The organism is Streptomyces sp. SN-593 (assembly GCF_016756395.1).
Lineage (GTDB): Bacteria > Actinomycetota > Actinomycetes > Streptomycetales > Streptomycetaceae > Actinacidiphila > Actinacidiphila reveromycinica.
In genome coordinates this window covers 2984426-3002391 of the sequence record NZ_AP018365.1, presented here as the reverse complement: position 1 = coordinate 3002391, position 17966 = coordinate 2984426, and the positions used below count along the sequence as shown (strand labels likewise).

Genomic DNA, 17966 nt, shown 5'->3' with positions numbered 1-17966 from the left:
ACGCGCCGGCGGGCTCGACGGCGCCCGGCCCGGGCCCTGGACGGGCACCGGGCCGGGGGGCGTGGTGGAGGCCGCGACCGGATTCGAACCGGTGTAGCTCGCTTTGCAGACGAGTCCCTGACCACTCGGGCACGCGGCCGCGTGCTCCTGCTGCTTCGACGATGCCGGTCCGCGCCGGGTGCGGTCAACGCCCCCGCCCGCCCCGCAACACGACTGCCACACGGCGTTCACGCCGTCCCGGGGCCGACCGCCGTCCCTCGGGGCCGGCCGCCCGAGCCGATTGCCGCCCTCCGGTAGGGGCGCGGCCGCCGCGGTGACCCTTACCCTGGCCGGATGGCATCGACGAGACCGACCACGCGCACCCGCCACGGACGGCGCGGTGCCGGGAACGCCGCGCGGGACGCGGGGTCCGGCGGCCCGGCCGCCCTCCCCGAGGACGCGGGGCCGGTCGGACAGGCCGCGCCGGTCGGGGGAGCCGGGCCGGTCGGACAGGCCGGGCCGGTCGGGGCGGGGGAGCCCGCCGGGAACGGGGAGCCGGCAGGCGGCGGCGTGCTGTCCCGCCCGTACCGCGCGCTCACCTTCGGCATCGTCTCCGTGGTGCTGATGATCGCCTTCGAGGCGACCGCGGTGAGCACCGCGATGCCGGTCGCCGCCCGTGACCTGCACGGCGTCGGGCTCTACGCCTTCGCCTTCTCCGGCTACTTCACCACCTCGCTGCTGGCCATGGTGGTGAGCGGGCAGTGGTGCGACCGCAGCGGGCCGCTGGCGCCGCTGTCCGCCGGCATCGCCGGGTTCGGCACCGGCCTGGTGGTCAGCGGCACCGCGCGGGCGATGGACGTGTTCGTGCTGGGCCGGGCGGTCCAGGGGCTCGGCGGCGGCCTGGTGATCGTGGCGCTGTACGTGGTGGTGGGCCGCGCCTACCCGGAGCGGCTGCGGCCGGCGGTGATGGCGGCGTTCTCCGCGTCCTGGGTGGTGCCCTCGATCGTCGGGCCGCTGGTGTCCGGCACGGTCACCCAGCACCTCGGCTGGCGCTGGGTGTTCCTGGCGATCCCGGTGCTGGTGGTGCTGCCGCTGGCCGTGATGCTGCCGGCGCTGCGGCGGGCCGCCCGGCGGCAGCCGGACGACGTGCCGGCGCAGCGGCCCGCCGTCCGGTCCGACGGCCGCCGGATCTGGTGGGCGGGGGCGCTCGCGGCCGGTGCGGCGCTGCTCCAGTACGCCGGGCAGGACCTGCGGCCGCTGTCGGTGCTGCCGGCCGCGGCCGGCGCGGCGCTGCTGGTGCCGGCGGCACTGCGGCTGCTGCCGCGGGGCACCTTCCGGGCCGCACGCGGGCTGCCGGCGGTGGTGCTGCTGCGCGGCATCGCGGCGGGTTCGTTCTTCGCGGCGGAGAGCTTCGTGCCGCTGATGCTCGTCACCCAGCGCGGCCTGTCGCCGACGCTGGCCGGCCTGTCGCTGTCGGGCGGCGGCCTGACCTGGGCGCTCGGCTCCTACCTCCAGTCCCGGCCCGGGCTCGAGGAGCACCGGGAGTGGCTGGCGCAGGCCGGCATGGCGCTGACCGCGGCCGCGATCGGCACGGCGCCGCTCGCGCTGGCGCACGCGGTGCCGCCGTGGATCGTGGCGGTGGCCTGGTGCGCGGGCGGCCTCGGCATGGGGCTGACCATCTCCGCGCTGAGCGTGGTGCTGCTGCGGCTGTCCCCGCCGGCCGAGGCGGGCGCCAACTCCGCCGCCCTCCAGGTCTCCGACGCCCTGTCGAACGTGCTGGTCGTGGGCGGCGCCGGCACCGTCTTCACCGCGCTCGGCGGCGGTTCGGTCGGCGCGGCCACCGGCGCCGCGGCCGCGAGCGCGGCCGGCGGCGGCCATCCGGCCGCGTTCGCGGCGGTGTTCGTGCCGGCCGCGGGCATCGCGCTGGCCGGGATGCTGGTCGCGGCGCGGCTGCGCACCCGTCCGGCGGCCCGGGGCTGATCCTCCCGCCCCCGTCGCCCCCGGCCGGTGGTGCTCGGCTCGGAGGGGGCCTGGACAGCCTGCCGCCGCAGGGCTCTCCCACCGGGGTGGCCCGCCCACCGGCGCGGTGGGGCGGTCCGCCTCAGGAGACGGACACCTCCAGGGTGTAGTGCACCATGCCGTCCAGCGCGAGCCGCCCGTCGTGGTAGGCCATGCCGTTCGGGAGGGCGCAGGGCAGGTCGAGGGCGCCGACCGGGTGCCGCAGCGCGCAGTCGAGGCCGTGGGCGGCGGTGCGGCTGTGCGCCACGACGCTGGCCGTGCCGTCGTGGAGGTGCACGACGTAGGCGTTCAGTCCGGAGCCGGAGCCGGAGCTGTCGCCGGCCACGGCGTCGACGTAGACGCCGTCGGCGCCGTCCCCCGCCAGCGACTGCACGGTGAGCCCGCCGGGGCCGCCGGGCAGGCCGGGGATCGTCCTGGGGACCGCGACCTGCGTCGCCTTGCCGGACGGGGTGACCCGGGTGATGCGGCGGGCCAGTCCGGGGCCGGGGTCGGCGGTGGGCACGAAGTACGCGTCGCCTTCGGCGTCGGCCGTGGGCCGTACGGCCTTGGTGTCCGTGTCGTCGTCGAGGTAGGCGCCGGCGACCGGGGTGTCCAGCACCTTGGTGGCGGCGCCGCCGCGGGCCGCCCAGACCGCCGTGGAGTCCTGTACGACCAGGGCGCCGTCCGGCCGGGTGCCGAGCGGACGGGCCACGCCCACGAAGCCGGTGGCGGCGGCCGTCGAGCCCGCGGTGCCGGTGCCGCCGGCGGCGTCCCGGGCGCCCGAACCGTCCGTGCCGCCGCCGTCCGTGCCGCCGCCGTCCTTGCCGTCCCCGTCCTTGCCGTCCCCGGACCCGTCCGGGTCCTTCCCCGGTGCCGGGTCCGGGCTGCCCGCCAGCGTGGACGCCTTGCCGTGGGCGTCGATCCGCAGCACCCCGCCCCGCACGCCCACCGCGACGGTGCCGTCGGGCAGCACCGCCAGCCCGCCGGTGGCGTACGCGCCGGCCCGCCACACCCGGGAGACCTGACGGTCGGGCGTGATCCGGAACAGGTCGGTGCGCAGCACGTACAGGGAGCCGTCGGGGCCGAAGGCCATGCCGTCGTCGGTGCGGATCGTGTTGAGGTCCAGGCCGGACCCGGCCTGGTCCGGGGTGAGCAGGATCGACGCCTGGCCGGCGCGCGGCGGCACGTAGGGGGTGCCCTTGTCCCGGTCGCGGTACTTGACCACCGCCACGACGGCCACGAGCACCAGCAGCACCGTGAGCGCGAGCACGCGGTTGCGCGTGCGCCGGCGGCGACCGGGCGGGGGCGCGGCGCCGCCGCCGTCGGGGCCGGCCGGCTCCTGCCCGCCACCGTCCCCGGGCCCCTGCCCGCCGTCGTCGCCGGGCCCCCGCCCGGCCGCGCCCTCGGTCCCGGTCCCGGTCCCACCGGTTCCCATGCCACCCCCCGCTTCCATGCAGCCCCCCCGGGTCCGCCACCGCCTCTCACCGCCTACGCAGTCTGCCGTACGGGGTGCGTCCCGCGCGCGACCCCGTCGCCGCATTGTGAGGTGGGTCGCACCGCGGCGACAGGCCCGCGCCGCCGCCGGGGGGCCGTCGCGCCGCCCGGTAGGCTGAGGCGGTTTTCGTACCGAACCGCACCGGCGCGGCCCCCGCGCCGACAACCCCCCTACGGAGACCGTGACTACCGCCGCCTCGCACCCCCATTCCCACCACCTGTCGCCCGCCTTCCCCGGGAGGGCCCCCTGGGGCACGGCGAACAAGCTGCGGGCCTGGCAGCAGGGCGCCATCGACGCCTACGTGGCCGCGCAGCCGCGGGACTTCCTCGCGGTGGCGACGCCCGGCGCCGGCAAGACCACGTTCGCGCTCAGCCTGGCGTCCTACCTGCTCCACAACCACATGGTGCAGCAGATCACCGTGGTCGCCCCGACCGAGCACCTCAAGACGCAGTGGGCGGACGCCGCCGCGCGGATAGGGATCAAGCTCGACCCGGACTACAGCGCGGGCCCGGTCGGACGCGAGTTCCACGGCGTCGCGGTCACGTACGCGGGCGTCGGGGTGCGGCCGATGCTGCACCGCAACCGCTGCGAGCAGCGCAAGACCCTGGTGATCCTCGACGAGATCCACCACGCCGGCGACAGCAAGTCCTGGGGCGAGGCGTGTCTGGAGGCGTTCGAACCGGCCACCCGCCGGCTGGCGCTGACCGGCACCCCCTTCCGCTCCGACACCAACCCGATCCCGTTCGTGGTCTACGAGGAGGGCAACGACGGCATCCGCCGCTCCGCCGCCGACTACACCTACGGGTACGGCAGCGCGCTCGCCGACGGCGTGGTCCGCCCGGTGATCTTCCTCAGCTACTCCGGCACCATGCGCTGGCGCACCCGGGCCGGCGACGAGCTGTCCGCGCGCCTGGGCGAGCCGATGACCAAGGACGCCACGGCCCAGGCGTGGCGCACCGCGCTCGCGCCCACCGGCGAGTGGATCCCGAACGTGCTCAGGAGCGCCGACCAGCGCCTGACCGAGGTCCGCAAGGGCATCCCGGACGCGGGCGGCCTGGTGATCGCCACCGACCAGGACACGGCCCGCGCCTACGCCAAGCTGCTCAGGGAGCTGACCGGCCACAAGCCGACGCTGGTGCTGTCCGACGACACCGGCGCGTCCAAGCGGATCGAGGAGTTCTCCGGGTCCGACGACCGCTGGATGGTCGCGGTCCGGATGGTCTCCGAGGGCGTCGACGTGCCCCGTCTGGCGGTCGGCGTCTACGCCACCACCATCTCCACCCCGCTGTTCTTCGCGCAGGCGGTGGGCCGCTTCGTGCGGTCCCGGCGGCGCGGCGAGACCGCGTCGGTGTTCGTGCCGACCATCCCGATGCTGCTGGAGTTCGCAGGCGAGATGGAGGTCGAGCGCGACCACGTGCTCGACAAGCCGAAGAAGGCCGGCGAGGAGGACCCGTTCGCCGAGGAGGACAAGCTGCTCGCCGAGGCCGAGCAGGCCGACGACGAGGCCACCGACGACGACATGCTGCCGTTCGAGGCGCTGGAGTCCGACGCGGTCTTCGACCGGGTGCTCTACGACGGCGCCGAGTTCGGCATGCAGGCCCACCCGGGCAGCGAGGAGGAGCAGGACTACCTCGGCATCCCCGGGCTGCTGGAGCCGGACCAGGTGCAGCTACTGCTCCAGCGGCGGCAGGCCCGGCAGATCTCGCACAGCCGGAAGAAGCCGGACGAAGAGGCCGACCTGCTCGAACTGCCGGCCGAGCGGCGCCCGATCGTCACCCACCGCCAGCTCCTGGAACTGCGCAAGCAGCTCAACACCCTGGTGGGCGCGTACCACCACCAGAGCGGCAAACCGCACGGCGTCGTGCACAACGAGCTGCGCCGGGTCTGCGGCGGTCCGCCCAGCGCCGAGGCGAGCGCCGGGCAGCTCGCGGAGCGCATCAAGAAGGTCCAGGAGTGGGCGACCCGAATGCGGTGATCCGCGCCGGATTGTAGGTGATCGGCCCCCGATCGAACCTCAAGGTCCGGTCAAGGGAACGCCCGGATTGTGGACGACCCCTTCCGCTGAGCGGTACTCCCTCGCTACGGTGCCGGTCACGCACGCGCCGTGGCAGTGCAGCCGCGGAGCGCAGCCGGGTAACGAACCGACCGGCGGCCTCTCCGCGCACTGCCCCGGGACCGGCAGTGCGCGCCCCCGATGGCGGGGGTCGTGGGATGCGCCGCCGATTTCACGAGGAGGGGGCGTCGTGACCGCGGAGACGTCTCAAACGCTCGACCGGGGCCTACGGGTTCTCAAACTGCTCGCCGACACCGACCACGGGCTGACCGTGACGGAGTTGGCGGCCAAGCTCGGGGTGAACCGCACGGTGGTCTACCGCCTGCTGGCCACTCTGGAGCAGCACTCTCTGGTGCGCAGGGACCTCGGTGGGCGGGCCCGGGTGGGGCTCGGGGTGCTGGGGCTGGCGCACCAGGTGCACCCGCTGCTGCGGGAGGCCGCGCTGCCCGCGCTGCGGGCGCTCGCCGAGGACATCGGGGCGACGGCCCACCTGACCCTCGTCGACGGCACCGAGGCGCTGGCCGTCGCCGTGGTCGAGCCGACCTGGACGGATTACCACGTGGCCTACCGGACGGGGTTCCGGCACCCGTTGGACCGCGGGGCGGCCGGGCGGGCGATCCTCGCGGGGCGCGGCATGCAGCCGACCGCGGACGGGGTCGGCTGGGAGCGGATCGAGAGCGAGGAGCTCGCGGGCTTCGGTGCGCGGACCGCCGGGCCGGCGGACCTCGCGGTCGACGGCACCGACCGTGTGATCGGGGCGGGCGGGGCCGTCGGGCAGGCGCGGTGCGTCATCACCTCCGGTGAGCTGGAGGCCGGCGCGGCCGGTGCCGCGGCACCCCTCCTCGGGGTGCCCGGTATCGAGGGGAGCGTCGGCGTTGTCATGCTCGCGGAATCCGTACCCGAGCGGGTGGGGCACCGTGTGGTGGAGGCGGCGATCGAGGTCTCCGAGGCCCTCCGCTGACGGCTGGGGCCCCTGACCCTCCCGGGTGCCCCGGTGCCGTCGGTCCCGGGACCACCTGCCGGTGGGGGTGCCCCCGTCCCCCCGCCGTGGGGGTTTCGGTGCGTTCCCGGGTGCGCCCGGGTCGCCGCCGTGGGGGGTGCCGCTGTGTGGCCGGGTGCGGCCCGGTGACCGGTTGCGCGCGCAGTTCCCCGCGCCCCTTGTTCGGGTTGCTCGCCGTTGTCGGCTGTACGGTCCCTTCGCCCGGGAACGGGCGGGACGCGCTGCGGAGCAGCCGCACCCACCCCGGGGGCGCGGGGAACTGCGCGCTCAGCCACGACGTACCGGCAGGTGAACGCGGACCGCAAGGGGCATCCTCCCAGGGGCGCGGGGAACTGCGCGCTCAGCCACAGTGCACGGGCAGGTGAACGTGGACCGTCAGGGGCACCCCCCCAGGGGCGCGGGGAACTGCGCGGCCGGGCACCGCCGACCGCGAGGTCCCGTCATCCGCAGGGTGGGGCACCCTGTGGGGCCCGCCCACCGGGGGGTGGTCCCGGGACCGGGGGACGGGGGCACCCGGGCGGGTCAGGGGGCGCCCGGTCGCACCGGATAGGCTTCGGACCATGCCTGCCGTATCCCGCCGTGCCCTGATCCTCGCCGCCTGCGGCGCGGTCGTGGTCGCGCTGCTGGCCGTCGCCGCCCTGGCCCCCCTCCCGATGTCCATCGTGGTCCCCGGGCTGACGGCGAACGTACTGGGCGCCGACAAGGGCACCCCGGTGATCACGGTCAGCGGCACGAAGACGCGGACGACCAGCGGCCAGCTCCGGATGGTGACCGTGGCGGCCACCGCCCCGGACGCGACCGTGCACCTCACGGACGTCGCCAAGGCGTGGTTCAGCAAGAGCAAGGCCGCCATGCCCCGCGACTCGGTCTACCCCACCGGCGGCTCCGTCGAGGAGATCCAGCAGGCCAACCAGAAGGAGATGACCGACTCGCAGCAGGACGCCACCACGGCGGCCCTGAAGCACCTCGGCCTCTCGCCGTCGAAGGTGAAGGTCACCCTCCGGCTGGCCGACGTCGGCGGGCCCAGCGCCGGCCTGCTCTTCACCCTCGGCATCATCGACACGATCGACGGCGACGGCCACGGCGGCGACCTGACCGGCGGCCGGGTGATCGCGGGCACCGGCACCATCGACGGCTCCGGCAAGGTCGGCGCGGTCGGCGGGGTCCCGCTGAAGGAGAAGGCCGCCGTGCGCGACGGCGCCACCGTCTTCATCGTGCCGCGCGGCGAGTGCACCGACGCCAAGGCCGCGCTCCCCGGCGGGCTGCGGCTGATCCCCGTCACCACGCTGGACGGCACGCTGTCCGCGCTGGCCGACCTGCGCGCGGGCCGCGGGACCCCCGCCTGCTGACGTACGGGGCGGCCCGGCGGCCGGCAGGGCGGTGTCGCACCGCGGCGGCGCCGTCGGCGTCACCCCTCGGCGCCGACCGGCTCCCGGGCCGCCTCCGCGGCCGTCCCGCCGGCCGTGTCCCACTCCCGGAACGCCGGCAGGACCAGCGGGCTCAGCGTGGCCAGCAGGTAGATCGCGCTGACCGTCACCATCCCGGTCCGCAGGCCGGCGTACTGCACGACGTACCCGCCGAGCAGGCCGCCCAGCGGCACCGCGACCAGGACGCCTGAGGTCACCGCGCCGAACACCCGGCTGCGCAGCCGCTCCGGGACGAGTCGCACCATCTCGGTGCCGATGATCGGGTTGAGGACGCCCGCGCCCAGTCCGCACACCGCGCAGGCCACCAGCAGCGGGGCCAGCCCGGGCAGGAACGCGGCCACCGCGGTGCGCGGGAACCCGCAGACGAGGAACCCGCCGATGTACAGGGTCCGTTGCGGGAAGCGGTGCCCGACCACCCCGAAGAGCAGCGACCCGGCGAGCGCGGCGGCGGCGAAGACCCCGGAGACCAGCCCGACGCCCACCGACCCGCCCAGGTGCTCGCGCGCGTCCACCGGCAGCAGCACCGCCGACCACGCCTGGTCCAGCGCGTTGGTCACCATCACCATCGCCACCACCGCGAACAGCAGCCGGGCGCGCAGCAGGTAGCGGTACCCCTCGGCGAGTTCGGCCCGGTACGCCGACAGTGCCGCACCCCGCCGGCCCGCGCGCTCCCCGCCGCTCCCGGCACCGCCGCCGCTCCCGGACGCCTTCCTCGACCCCGCCACCGGGGCGGACGCGCCGCCGCCGGTCCGCCCGTGCACCCCCGCGCCGATCAGCAGCGCGGAGACCGCGAAGGTGGCGGCGTCCAGCACCAGCACGTCGGCCGCGCCGATCCCGGCGATCAGGACGCCCGCGAGCGGCGCGCCGAGCATCCGCGCGCCGCGCGAGGCGCCCTCGTAGCCGCTGGACGCCCGCGCGACCGTGGTGCCCGCCCGCTCGGCCAGCCGCGGCATCAGCACCTCGCGGGCGGTCTCGCCGGGGGAGTGGAACAGCCCGCTGACGGCGACCAGGACCAGCAGCAGTCCGTACGTCAGGTGCCCGGTCGCGTGCAGGACGGGCACGGCGACCGTCGCCAGCGCGCACACCCCGTCGGAGACGACGCTCGTCACGGTGTAGCCGAGCCGGTCGATGAGCGGGCCGCCGAGCAGCGCCGCCAGCACCACCGGCACGGTGGAGGCGAAGGCGACCAGCCCGGCGCGGGCCGGGCTGCCGGTGGTGGCGAGCACGAACCACGGGACGGCGACCAGCGTGAGCATGTTGCCCGCGATGGACACGACGTTGGCGGTGAGCAGCAGGGCGAGCGGGCGGCGGTCCCGGGGGCCGGCGGGTATGCCGCCGGCGCGGCCCGGTCCGGAAGCGGGCATGGCTGATGAACTCATGGCGGGTCCCCCCGTGCGGGTGATGAGCGGTGCGGAGTCGTGCGGTGGGCGGTGCGGTGGCGCCGTACGGCGCGGTGGGCATCGCGGTGGCGCCCGGGTGGTGCCGGCCGGCGCCCGGGCGGCGTGGTCAGTCGACGCGGCGCGGGAAGGCGTGGAAGTGGAGGCGGACGCTCGCCGAGCCGTCGGCGGCGGGACTGCGCGGGTGCTCGTCCGGGGGCGGCTCGGGCAGCCGGTCGCGGTAGGACTCGATCAGCTCCTCCACCCGGCGGCCCAGTTCCGCGGCGAGTTCCGGGGTCAGCCGCAGCGTGAAGCTGCTCATGTTCCCCGACTCCCGCCAGGGCTCGGGCCACTCGTCCGTGGTGCCGAGCCAGGTGGTGAGCTGCTCCGCGTGCTCCACCGCCATCTGGTGCATGAACGAGCGCATCGCGCCGCGCACTTCGGGGTCGGCGTGCCCCAGGAACTCCTGGGCGCTGTCGAAGCGGGTGCCGCGGTGCACCGCCTTCCACCACCGCTCGCGGCCGGTGCCGCGCTCCGGGTCGTCCGCCACGAAGCCGTGCGCGGCGAGCTGGCGCAGGTGGTAGCTGGTGGCGCCGCTGGACTCGCCGAGCCGCTCGCCGAGCCCGGAGGCGGTGGCGGGGCCGTACTCCCGCAGCGCGGCCATGATCCGGGTGCGCAGCGGATGGGCGAGGGCGCGCAGGGCGCGCGGGTCCATGACGCGGACCTCGGTCGGGTGGTCGGGGTGGCGGACGCCGTCCGCGGGGTTCTCGGGCACCCCGTCACCGTAGAGGAACGCAAAGAACCTTTGCAACGCTTTTTTGCAAAGAGCCTTTGCATGCGTGTCCGGTCCGGCCCGGCCCTCGGTCAGCCCTCCTTGATGAAGCCCTGCTCGACCAGCCAGTCCTTCGCCACGTCGTGCGGGTCCTGGCCGTCCACGTCCACCTTCGCGTTGAGCCGCTGCGCGACCGCGGTGGTGAGCTTCGCGCTGACCGGGTCGAGCAGCTTCGCGATCACCGGGTACTCGCGGAAGACCTTGGAGTAGATCACCGGCGCCGCGTTGTAGTTGGGGAAGAAGTTCCGGTCGTCCTTCATCACCGTCAGGTTCATCGACCGGATCCGGCCGTCGGTGGTGTACACCTCGCCCAGCAGGCAGGAGTTGCTCTTGTTGATCTGGGTGTAGATGATCCCGGCGTCCATCTTCTGGATGTTCCCCGAGGGCAGCTTCATGCCGTACGCCTTCTCCATGCCCACCAGTCCGTCCTGCCGGGAGGCGAACTCGTTCTCCACGCAGAGCGTGACCGCCCGGGGATTCCGCCGGGCCAGCGCGGCCACGTCGGAGAGCGTCCGCAGGTGGTACTTCGCGTCGTTCTTCGCGCTGATCGCCAGCGAGTAGGTGTTGTCGAGGGTGGAGGGGGCCAGCCAGGTCAGGCCGTTCCCCCGGTCCTCGTCGGCCACCGCCCGCCACTGCGCGTGCGGGTCGGCGACCGGGGTGGTGTGCCCGAGGTAGGTGATCCACGCGGTGCCGGTGTACTCGTACATCGCGTCCGCCTGGCCGGACTTGACCGCCTCGCGGGCGCCGATCGACCCGGTGATGTTGGTGCGGTCCAGCACCGAGGCGCCGGCGGCCTTGAAGACCAGGCCGATCATCTCGCCCAGGATGATGTTCTCGCTGAAGTTCTTGGACGTGACGGTGAGCGAGGCCCCGTCGAGCGGCTTGCCGCGCCCGAGGCTGCCCGGCTGCACGTCGTCCACCAGCGGGCTGCCGCTGGTCAGCCCGCAGGAGGAGAACACCGCGAGCGCGGCCAGCGCGCCGACGGCCGCGCGCAGCGCCGTCCCCGTGCGCCGCCCCGGCGCCGTACGGTCGCCGCGCCGCCGCCCGTCCCCGGCCCGCCTCACGCCTCCTCCTCCAGCCCGCGCGGCCGCAGCAGCGCCTCCGCGATCGCGGCGAGCCAGTCCACGAACAGCGCCAGCACCACCGTCAGGATCGAGCCGAGGATCAGCACCGGCATGCGCTGGTTGACGATCCCCGAGGTGATCAGGTCGCCGAGCCCGCCGCCTCCCCCGAAGGTGGCCAGCGTCGCGGTGCCCACGTTGAGCACCAGCGCGGTGCGCACCCCGGCCAGGATCAGCGGCACCGCCAGCGGCAGCTCGACCCGGGTCAGCACCCCGCGCGCCGACATCCCGATGCCCCGCGCGGCCTCGACCATCGTCGGGTCGATCGCCCGCAGCCCGGCGATCGTGTTCGACAGCACCGGCAGCACCGCGTAGGCGACGATGCCGATGATCGCCGTGCGCGCCCCGATGCCCAGCCAGATCACCAGCAGCGCCAGCAGCCCGATCGCCGGGGTGGCCTGCCCGACGTTGGCCAGCGCGGTGAACGCCGGCGCGATCGGCCGCAGCCGCCGCCGGGTCAGCGCGATGCCCAGCGGGATCGCGATCAGCAGCACCCAGAAGGTGGAGATCGCGGTGAGCCGGACGTGCTGCCACAGCCGCAACCGCACGTTGCCGTTGTCGAGCGAGTTGTGCTCGATGGCGTCCAGGTGGATGTTCGTGATCCACAGGTAGGTGGCGACCAGGGCGACCACCAGCACGGCCGGGGTGAACACCAGCTTCTGCCAGGTCACCTTGCGGGCCCGGCGGCGCGGCCGCACCCCGTGCCCGCCGTCCCCGTCGCCCCCCGGGCCGCCCTCGCCGGGGAGGCCCTCGCCGGTGCCGTCGTCCCGCGGCGCGAGCCCGGTGGCCGGGCCCGACGCGTCCCAGCGGCTCGACCCGTCGCCGGCGCCGCCGTACCCCTCCCGCCCGCCGTCCCGTACCCCGGTCACGACGGCGCCCCCTCGCCCCCGGCGCCGCCCGGCCCGCCCTCCTGCCGCGCCTTGGCCTCGTCCAGGTCGTGCCGGTGCTCCAGCGCGGTCAGCCGGTCCGCCTCCAGCATCTCGTGCACCGAGTTCATCAGCGTCTCCATGTCCACCACGCCGATGAACTCGCCGCGCCGCCCGGTCACCGCGACCCGGCCGCCGCTGTCGGTGAGCACCGCCTCCAGCGCGTCCCGCAGCGTCGCGTCCCGGGTCACGGTGTGCGTCACCAGGGTGCCGGCCCGGGCCAGCGAGCCCCGCGCCCGCATCAGGTCGCCGCGCCGCAGCCACTTGTACGGCCGCCGGCGGTGGTCCAGCAGCAGCAACTCGTTGTGCTGGCCGGCGCGCAGCCGGTCGAAGACGGACTGGAGCGGCTCGTCCACCGTCACCGCCGCGAAGTCGGCGATCTCCACGTCCCGGACCCGGGTCAGGTTCAGCCGCTTGAGCGCCGCGCCCGCGCCCACGAAGCCGGAGACGAACTCGTCGGCCGGATTGGTGAGGATCGCCTCGGGGGTGTCGAACTGCGCGATGTGCGAGCGTTCGCGCAGCACCGCGATCCGGTCGCCCAGTTTGATCGCCTCGTCGAAGTCGTGGGTGACGAAGACGATCGTCTTGTGCAGTTCGTGCTGGAGCCGGATCAGCTCGTCCTGGAGGTGGTCGCGGGTGATCGGGTCCACCGCGCCGAACGGCTCGTCCATCAGCAGCACCGGCGGGTCGGCGGCCAGCGCCCGGGCCACTCCCACCCGCTGCTGCTGGCCGCCGGAGAGCTGCCGCGGGTAGCGGCCGTGGAACTCCCGCGGGTCCAGGCCGACCAGGTCGAGCATCTCCTCCACCCGGTCCCGGACCCGGCTCCTGCCCCAGCCGACCATCTTCGGGACCAGCGCGATGTTCTCGGCGACCGTCATGTGCGGGAAGAGCCCCGAGGACTGGATCGCGTAGCCGACCTTGCGGCGCAGCTTCACCGGGTCGATGCCGGTGACGTCCTCGTCGCCGATCCTGATCCGCCCCGACGACGGCTCGATCAGCCGGTTGATCATCTTCAGCGTGGTGGACTTGCCGCACCCGGACGGCCCGACCAGGATCACCGTCTCGCCGGCGCCGATCTCCATGCTGACGCTCTCCACCGCGGGCCGCGGGGAGCCCGGGTAACGCTTGGTCAGGTTCTCCAGGACGATCGCGGCCCCCGCCGCCCGCCCGTCGCCCCCGGTCCGTCCCGCGGCCCGTCCGCCGCCCGGCTCGCTCCCTCCGCCCGGCCCACCGCCGCTCGGCTCGCTCCCTCCGCCCGGTCCGCCGCCGCCCGGCGCCGGCCCGGCGCCCTGCGCCGTGCTGCCGCCGGGCGTGCCGGCGCCCACCGCTCCCGCCGGTTCCGCTGCTTCAGCCACGAATCCCCCTCGGGATGGTCAGCCGGCCGATCAGGACGTAGACCGCGTCGAAGGCGAGCGCCAGCACGATGATGCCGAGCGTGCCGGCCAGCACCTCGTTGAGCGCGTTGGCGCTGCCCAGCGACGCGATCCCGGTGAAGATCTCGTTGCCCAACCCGGGGCCCGAGGCGTAGGCGGCGATCGCGGCGATGCCCATCAGCATCTGGGTGGAGACGCGGATGCCGGTGAGGATCGGCGGCCAGGCCAGCGGCAGTTCCACCCGCACCAGCCGGGCCAGCCGCGACATGCCGATGCCGCGGGCGGCCTCCACCAGCGACGCGTCCACCCCGCGCAGCCCCACGATCGAGTTGCGCACGATCGGCAGCAGCCCGTAGAGCACCAGGGCGGTGACCGTCGGCGGCACACCCAGCCCGAGGATCGGGATGAGCAGGCCGATCAGCGCCAGGGAGGGGACGGTGAGGATCGCCGCGGTCGTGGTGACCGCGAGGTTGCCGGCCCACTCGGTGTGGTAGGTGAGCACCCCGATCAGCACGCCGATGACGGTGGCGACCACCATGCACTGGAAGACCGCGCTGGCGTGCTGGTAGGCGTCCACGAGGAGCTGCTGGTGCCGGTTGGACAGGAACTGCCAGAGGTTCACCGCCGGCCTCCTCGCCTCGCCTCGCCTCCCGCGCGGTCCGTCAGGCGTCCCGCGCGGCCTGCTCCACCAGCGGGATGATCCGCAGCGGCACCGGGTTCTCCATGACGATCGCCGTGGCCGCCCGGACGATGCCATCAAAGCCGACAACCCGATCGATCACCCGTTGGAGATCGGCGTTCGACCGGGCCACCAGCCGGCAGAGCATGTCGCCCTCCCCGGTCGTGGTGTGCAGCTCCAGCACCTCCGGCACGCCGGCCAAGTGCGCCCGCACGTCGGTGCCTTGTCCCTGGCGGATCTCCAGGGTGGCGAACGCGGTCACCGGGTAGCCGAGCGCCGCGGGGTCCACCTGCGGCCCGAAGCCCCGGATCACTCCGTTGGCCCGCAGCCGGTCGAGCCTGGCCTGCACGGTGCCGCGGGCCACCCCCAGCCGCCGCGACGCCTCCAGCACGCCGATCCGCGGCTCCTCGTCCAGCAGCGTGATCAGCCGCCCGTCCAGCGCGTCGATGCCCATCCCCGCCCGCCTTCCATGGTCATACTGCACAGATTGACAGGACGATCCTGGCCAGTGCTGGACACCCTGTCCAGCAGAAACCGGAACTATTGCGCACTCTGAAGGGCGGCGGGACGCTTTTCCCATGACTGCACTCACTGGGACCCCGGATGCTTTCCCCGTCAAGGGCATGGACGCCGTCGTCTTCGCGGTGGGCAACGCGAAGCAGGCCGCGCACTACTACTCCACCGCGTTCGGCATGCGCCGGGTGGCATACGCCGGCCCCGAGAACGGCAGCCGCGAGACCGCGTCGTACGTCCTGGAGTCGGGCGGCGCGCGGTTCGTCTTCACCTCGGTGATCAAGCCGTCCACCGACCACGGCCGCTTCCTCGCCGAGCACGTCGCCGAGCACGGCGACGGCGTGATCGACCTCGCCATCGAGGTGCCCGACGCCCGCGCCGCGTACGCCTACGCGGTCGCGCACGGCGCCACCGGCCTCGCCGAGCCCCACGAGCTCAAGGACGACCACGGCACCGTCGTCCTCGCGTCCATCGCCACCTACGGCCGGACCCGGCACACCCTGGTCGACCGCACCGGCTACGACGGCCCCTACCTGCCGGGGTACGAAGCGGCCGCCCCGCTGGTCGAGCCGCCCGCGCGGCGCTTCTTCCAGGCCGTCGACCACTGCGTCGGCAACGTCGAACTCGGCCGGATGAACGAGTGGGTGTCCTTCTACAACGACGTCATGGGCTTCACCAACATGAAGGAGTTCATCGGCGACGACATCGCCACCGAGTACTCCGCGCTCATGTCCAAGGTGGTCGCCGACGGCTCCCGCAAGGTGAAGTTCCCGCTCAACGAGCCGGCCGCGGGCAAGAAGAAGTCCCAGATCGACGAGTACCTGGAGTTCTACGGCGGACCGGGCGTCCAGCACATCGCGCTGGCCACCAACGACATCGTGGCGTCCGTCCGCGCGATGCGGGCGGCCGGCGTCGAGTTCCTCGACACCCCCGACTCCTACTACGACACCCTCGGGGAGTGGGTGGGCGAGACCCGCGTCCCCCTCGACGAGCTGCGCGAGCTGAAGCTGCTGGCGGACCGCGACGAGGACGGGTACCTGCTGCAGATCTTCACCAAGCCGGTCCAGGACCGGCCGACCGTCTTCTTCGAGATGATCGAGCGGCACGGCTCCATGGGCTTCGGCAAGGGCAACTTCAAGGCGCTCTTCGAGGCGATCGAGCGCGAGCAGGAGCGCCGCGGCAACCTCTAGGACGCGTGACGGCGGAGGGCCGCGTTCCCTGCCGGGACGGCCCTCCCCATCCGGGAAGCCGTGTGACACGCTGTGCGGCATGCACGATGACGTGAGAGCCGAACTGGCGGCGGTCCTGCCGCCGGAGGCGTTGGTGACCGACCCGGACGTCGTGGCGTCCTACGCCCACGACATGGCGGGCTTCTCGGACGCGGGCACCGCGGCTCTGGTGGTGCGTCCCACCAGCGTGGAAGAGGTCCAGCACGTGATGCGGACGGCCACGCGGTTCCGCGTCCCGGTCGTGCCGCAGGGTGCCAGGACCGGCCTGTCCGGTGGCGCCAACGCCGTGGACGGCTGCATCGTGCTCTCGCTGGCCGCGATGGACCGCATCCTGGAGATCGACCCGGTCGAGCGGGTCGCCGTGGTCGAGCCCGGCGTCGTCAACGCGGTGCTCTCCCGCGCGGTCGCGGAGCAGGGCCTGTCCTACCCGCCGGACCCGTCGAGCTGGGAGCAGTGCACGATCGGCGGCAACATCGGCACCGGCGCCGGCGGCCTGTGCTGCGTGAAGTACGGCGTGACCGCCGAGTACGTCCTCGGCCTCGACGTGGTGCTCGCCGACGGGCGGCTGCTGAGCACCGGCCGGCGGACCGCGAAGGGCGTCGCCGGCTACGACCTGACCCGGCTGTTCGTCGGCTCCGAGGGCACCCTCGGCGTCGTGGTCCGGGCGGTGCTCGCGCTGCGGCCGGCCCCGCGCCCCCAGCTCACCCTGGTCGCGGAGTTCCCCTCGGCCGCGGCGGCCGGCGCCGCGGTGTGCGCGGTGATGGAGAGCGGCCACACCCCCTCGCTGCTGGAGCTGATGGACGCCACCACGCTGCGCGCGGTCAACGCCATGGCGCGGATGGGCCTCCCGGAGAGCACCGCGGCGCTCCTGCTGGCCGGGTACGACTCGGCCGACCCGGCCGCGGACCTCGCCGCGCTCGCCGAGCTGTGCACGGCGGCGGGCGCCACGGAGGTGGTGCCGGCCGAGGACCCCGCCGAGTCGGAGATGCTGCTCCAGGCCCGCCGGCTGGCCCTGCCCGCGCTGGAGAAGGTCTCCACCGCGTCGATGATCGACGACGTGTGCGTGCCGCGCGGGAAGCTCGCCGACATGCTGGACGGCGTGGCCGCGATCGCCGAGAGGTTCGACCTGACCATCGGGGTGTGCGCGCACGCCGGCGACGGCAACACCCACCCCATCGTCTGCTTCGACGCGCAGGACCCCGACGAGACCCGCCGGGCCCGCGAGTCGTTCGACGAGATCATGGCCCTGGGCCTGGCGCTCGGCGGCACCATCACCGGCGAGCACGGCGTGGGCCTGCTGAAGAAGGACTGGCTGGCCCGTGAACTGGGCCCGCTCGGGGTGGAGTTGCAGCGCGGTGTGAAGGCCGTCTTCGACCCGCTCGGACTGCTGAACCCCGGCAAGATGCTCTGAGGACACCCGGCCCCGCCCCCGTCACGCACTGGCGTCCGGGGTGTCGTCGGAGTCCGACCACGGGTCGCGCAGCCACAGCTCGTCCCCCGCGGCGGGGGCGAGCAGCCGGCTCAACCCGTCGTCCATGCCGAGCTGTTCGTGCTCGCTGCCCGGCGGCACCACCCGCAGGGTGCGCTCCAGCCAGGCGGCCACCGGCGAGGACGGCGCCTCCAGCAGCGCGTCGCCGTCCGGCGAGCTGAGCGCCAGGCACAGCACGGACCGCCCGTTCACCTTGGTCGGCCAGATCCGCACGTCGCCGTGACCGCACGGCCGGAACACCCCCTCCACGATCAGCTCGCGCGCGAACGTCCAGTTGACGGGCGCGTCGGAGCCGATGTGGAAGGTGACGTGCACCGCATACGGATCGTCCGTGCGGTAGGTGAGCCGTGCGGGTACCGGAATGCTTCGTTCCGGTGAGAGGACGAGCTGCATCTCCAGTTCACGTTCCACCACGTTCTGCATGAGTCCGACGTCCTTTCCTTGGCGCGGTGGCCCCGGGGGCTGGTGTCGCGACG

15 protein-coding genes and 1 tRNA gene are annotated in these 17966 nt (G+C 74.4%); 6 read left to right on the top strand and 10 right to left on the bottom strand.

The window, feature by feature from the left end; genetic code table 11:
• Nucleotides 1-65: 65 nt before the first annotated feature.
• Nucleotides 66-139 (bottom strand) — tRNA-Cys (locus tag RVR_RS12385).
• 194 nt (nucleotides 140-333) lie between these two features.
• On the opposite strand from RVR_RS12385, the gene RVR_RS12380 reads away from it, so the two are divergent.
• A complete protein-coding gene (locus RVR_RS12380) occupies nucleotides 334-1959 on the top strand; it encodes an MFS transporter (protein ID WP_202233902.1) in 1626 nt (541 codons plus the stop codon).
• 121 nt (nucleotides 1960-2080) lie between these two features.
• Here RVR_RS12380 and RVR_RS12375 read toward each other — a convergent pair whose 3' ends face one another.
• The gene (locus tag RVR_RS12375) at nucleotides 2081-3412 is read right to left on the bottom strand and encodes an SMP-30/gluconolactonase/LRE family protein (protein WP_202233901.1); all 1332 of its coding nucleotides are present in this window, start codon (nucleotides 3410-3412) and stop codon (nucleotides 2081-2083) included.
• A gap of 241 nt (nucleotides 3413-3653) precedes the next feature.
• On the opposite strand from RVR_RS12375, the gene RVR_RS12370 reads away from it, so the two are divergent.
• From RVR_RS12370 to RVR_RS12360, 3 genes are all read left to right on the top strand, one after another.
• The gene (locus RVR_RS12370) at nucleotides 3654-5447 is read left to right on the top strand and encodes a DEAD/DEAH box helicase (protein WP_202233900.1); all 1794 of its coding nucleotides are present in this window, start codon (nucleotides 3654-3656) and stop codon (nucleotides 5445-5447) included.
• Between the two features lie 268 nt (nucleotides 5448-5715).
• Complete coding sequence (locus RVR_RS12365) at nucleotides 5716-6486, top strand: IclR family transcriptional regulator (RefSeq protein ID WP_202233899.1); 771 nt, start codon at nucleotides 5716-5718, stop codon at nucleotides 6484-6486.
• A gap of 599 nt (nucleotides 6487-7085) precedes the next feature.
• A complete protein-coding gene (locus RVR_RS12360) occupies nucleotides 7086-7874 on the top strand; it encodes a hypothetical protein (RefSeq protein WP_202233898.1) in 789 nt (262 codons plus the stop codon).
• A 59-nt stretch (nucleotides 7875-7933) separates the two neighbouring features.
• Here RVR_RS12360 and RVR_RS12355 read toward each other — a convergent pair whose 3' ends face one another.
• The 7 genes from RVR_RS12355 to RVR_RS12325 form a co-directional block, all read right to left on the bottom strand.
• Entirely contained in the window at nucleotides 7934-9331 is a 1398-nt protein-coding gene (locus RVR_RS12355; protein ID WP_237404700.1) for an MFS transporter, read from the bottom strand.
• 127 nt (nucleotides 9332-9458) lie between these two features.
• Entirely contained in the window at nucleotides 9459-10103 is a 645-nt protein-coding gene (locus tag RVR_RS12350; RefSeq protein WP_430393128.1) for an ArsR/SmtB family transcription factor, read from the bottom strand.
• An 89-nt stretch (nucleotides 10104-10192) separates the two neighbouring features.
• On the bottom strand, nucleotides 10193-11155 hold the full coding sequence (locus RVR_RS12345; RefSeq protein WP_202238562.1) for a glycine betaine ABC transporter substrate-binding protein: 963 nt from the start codon (nucleotides 11153-11155) through the stop codon (nucleotides 10193-10195).
• Between the two features lie 65 nt (nucleotides 11156-11220).
• Nucleotides 11221-12150 carry an ABC transporter permease gene (locus RVR_RS12340; protein ID WP_237404699.1) on the bottom strand — a complete coding sequence of 310 codons (930 nt, stop codon included), beginning with the start codon at nucleotides 12148-12150 and terminating at the stop codon, nucleotides 11221-11223.
• Nucleotides 12147-13355, bottom strand: a complete 1209-nt coding sequence (locus tag RVR_RS12335) for a betaine/proline/choline family ABC transporter ATP-binding protein (RefSeq protein WP_202238560.1) — start codon at nucleotides 13353-13355, stop codon at nucleotides 12147-12149. Before RVR_RS12335 ends, RVR_RS12340 begins: the two co-directional genes overlap by 4 nt.
• Nucleotides 13356-13554: 199 nt before the next feature.
• Entirely contained in the window at nucleotides 13555-14202 is a 648-nt protein-coding gene (locus RVR_RS12330) for an ABC transporter permease (protein WP_202233897.1), read from the bottom strand.
• 40 nt (nucleotides 14203-14242) lie between these two features.
• Entirely contained in the window at nucleotides 14243-14713 is a 471-nt protein-coding gene (locus tag RVR_RS12325) for an Lrp/AsnC family transcriptional regulator (protein WP_202233896.1), read from the bottom strand.
• 124 nt (nucleotides 14714-14837) lie between these two features.
• On the opposite strand from RVR_RS12325, the gene hppD reads away from it, so the two are divergent.
• Nucleotides 14838-15962, top strand: a complete 1125-nt coding sequence (hppD, locus tag RVR_RS12320) for a 4-hydroxyphenylpyruvate dioxygenase (protein WP_202233895.1) — start codon at nucleotides 14838-14840, stop codon at nucleotides 15960-15962.
• Nucleotides 15963-16041: 79 nt separating this feature from the next.
• Nucleotides 16042-17412, top strand: coding sequence for an FAD-binding oxidoreductase (locus tag RVR_RS12315; protein ID WP_202233894.1), 1371 nt, complete (start codon nucleotides 16042-16044; stop codon nucleotides 17410-17412).
• A 21-nt stretch (nucleotides 17413-17433) separates the two neighbouring features.
• On the opposite strand, the gene RVR_RS12310 is transcribed toward RVR_RS12315, so the two are convergent.
• Nucleotides 17434-17913 (bottom strand): SsgA family sporulation/cell division regulator, encoded by a 480-nt coding sequence (locus RVR_RS12310; RefSeq protein WP_202233893.1) that lies wholly within the window; start codon nucleotides 17911-17913, stop codon nucleotides 17434-17436.
• Nucleotides 17914-17966: the final 53 nt, after the last annotated feature.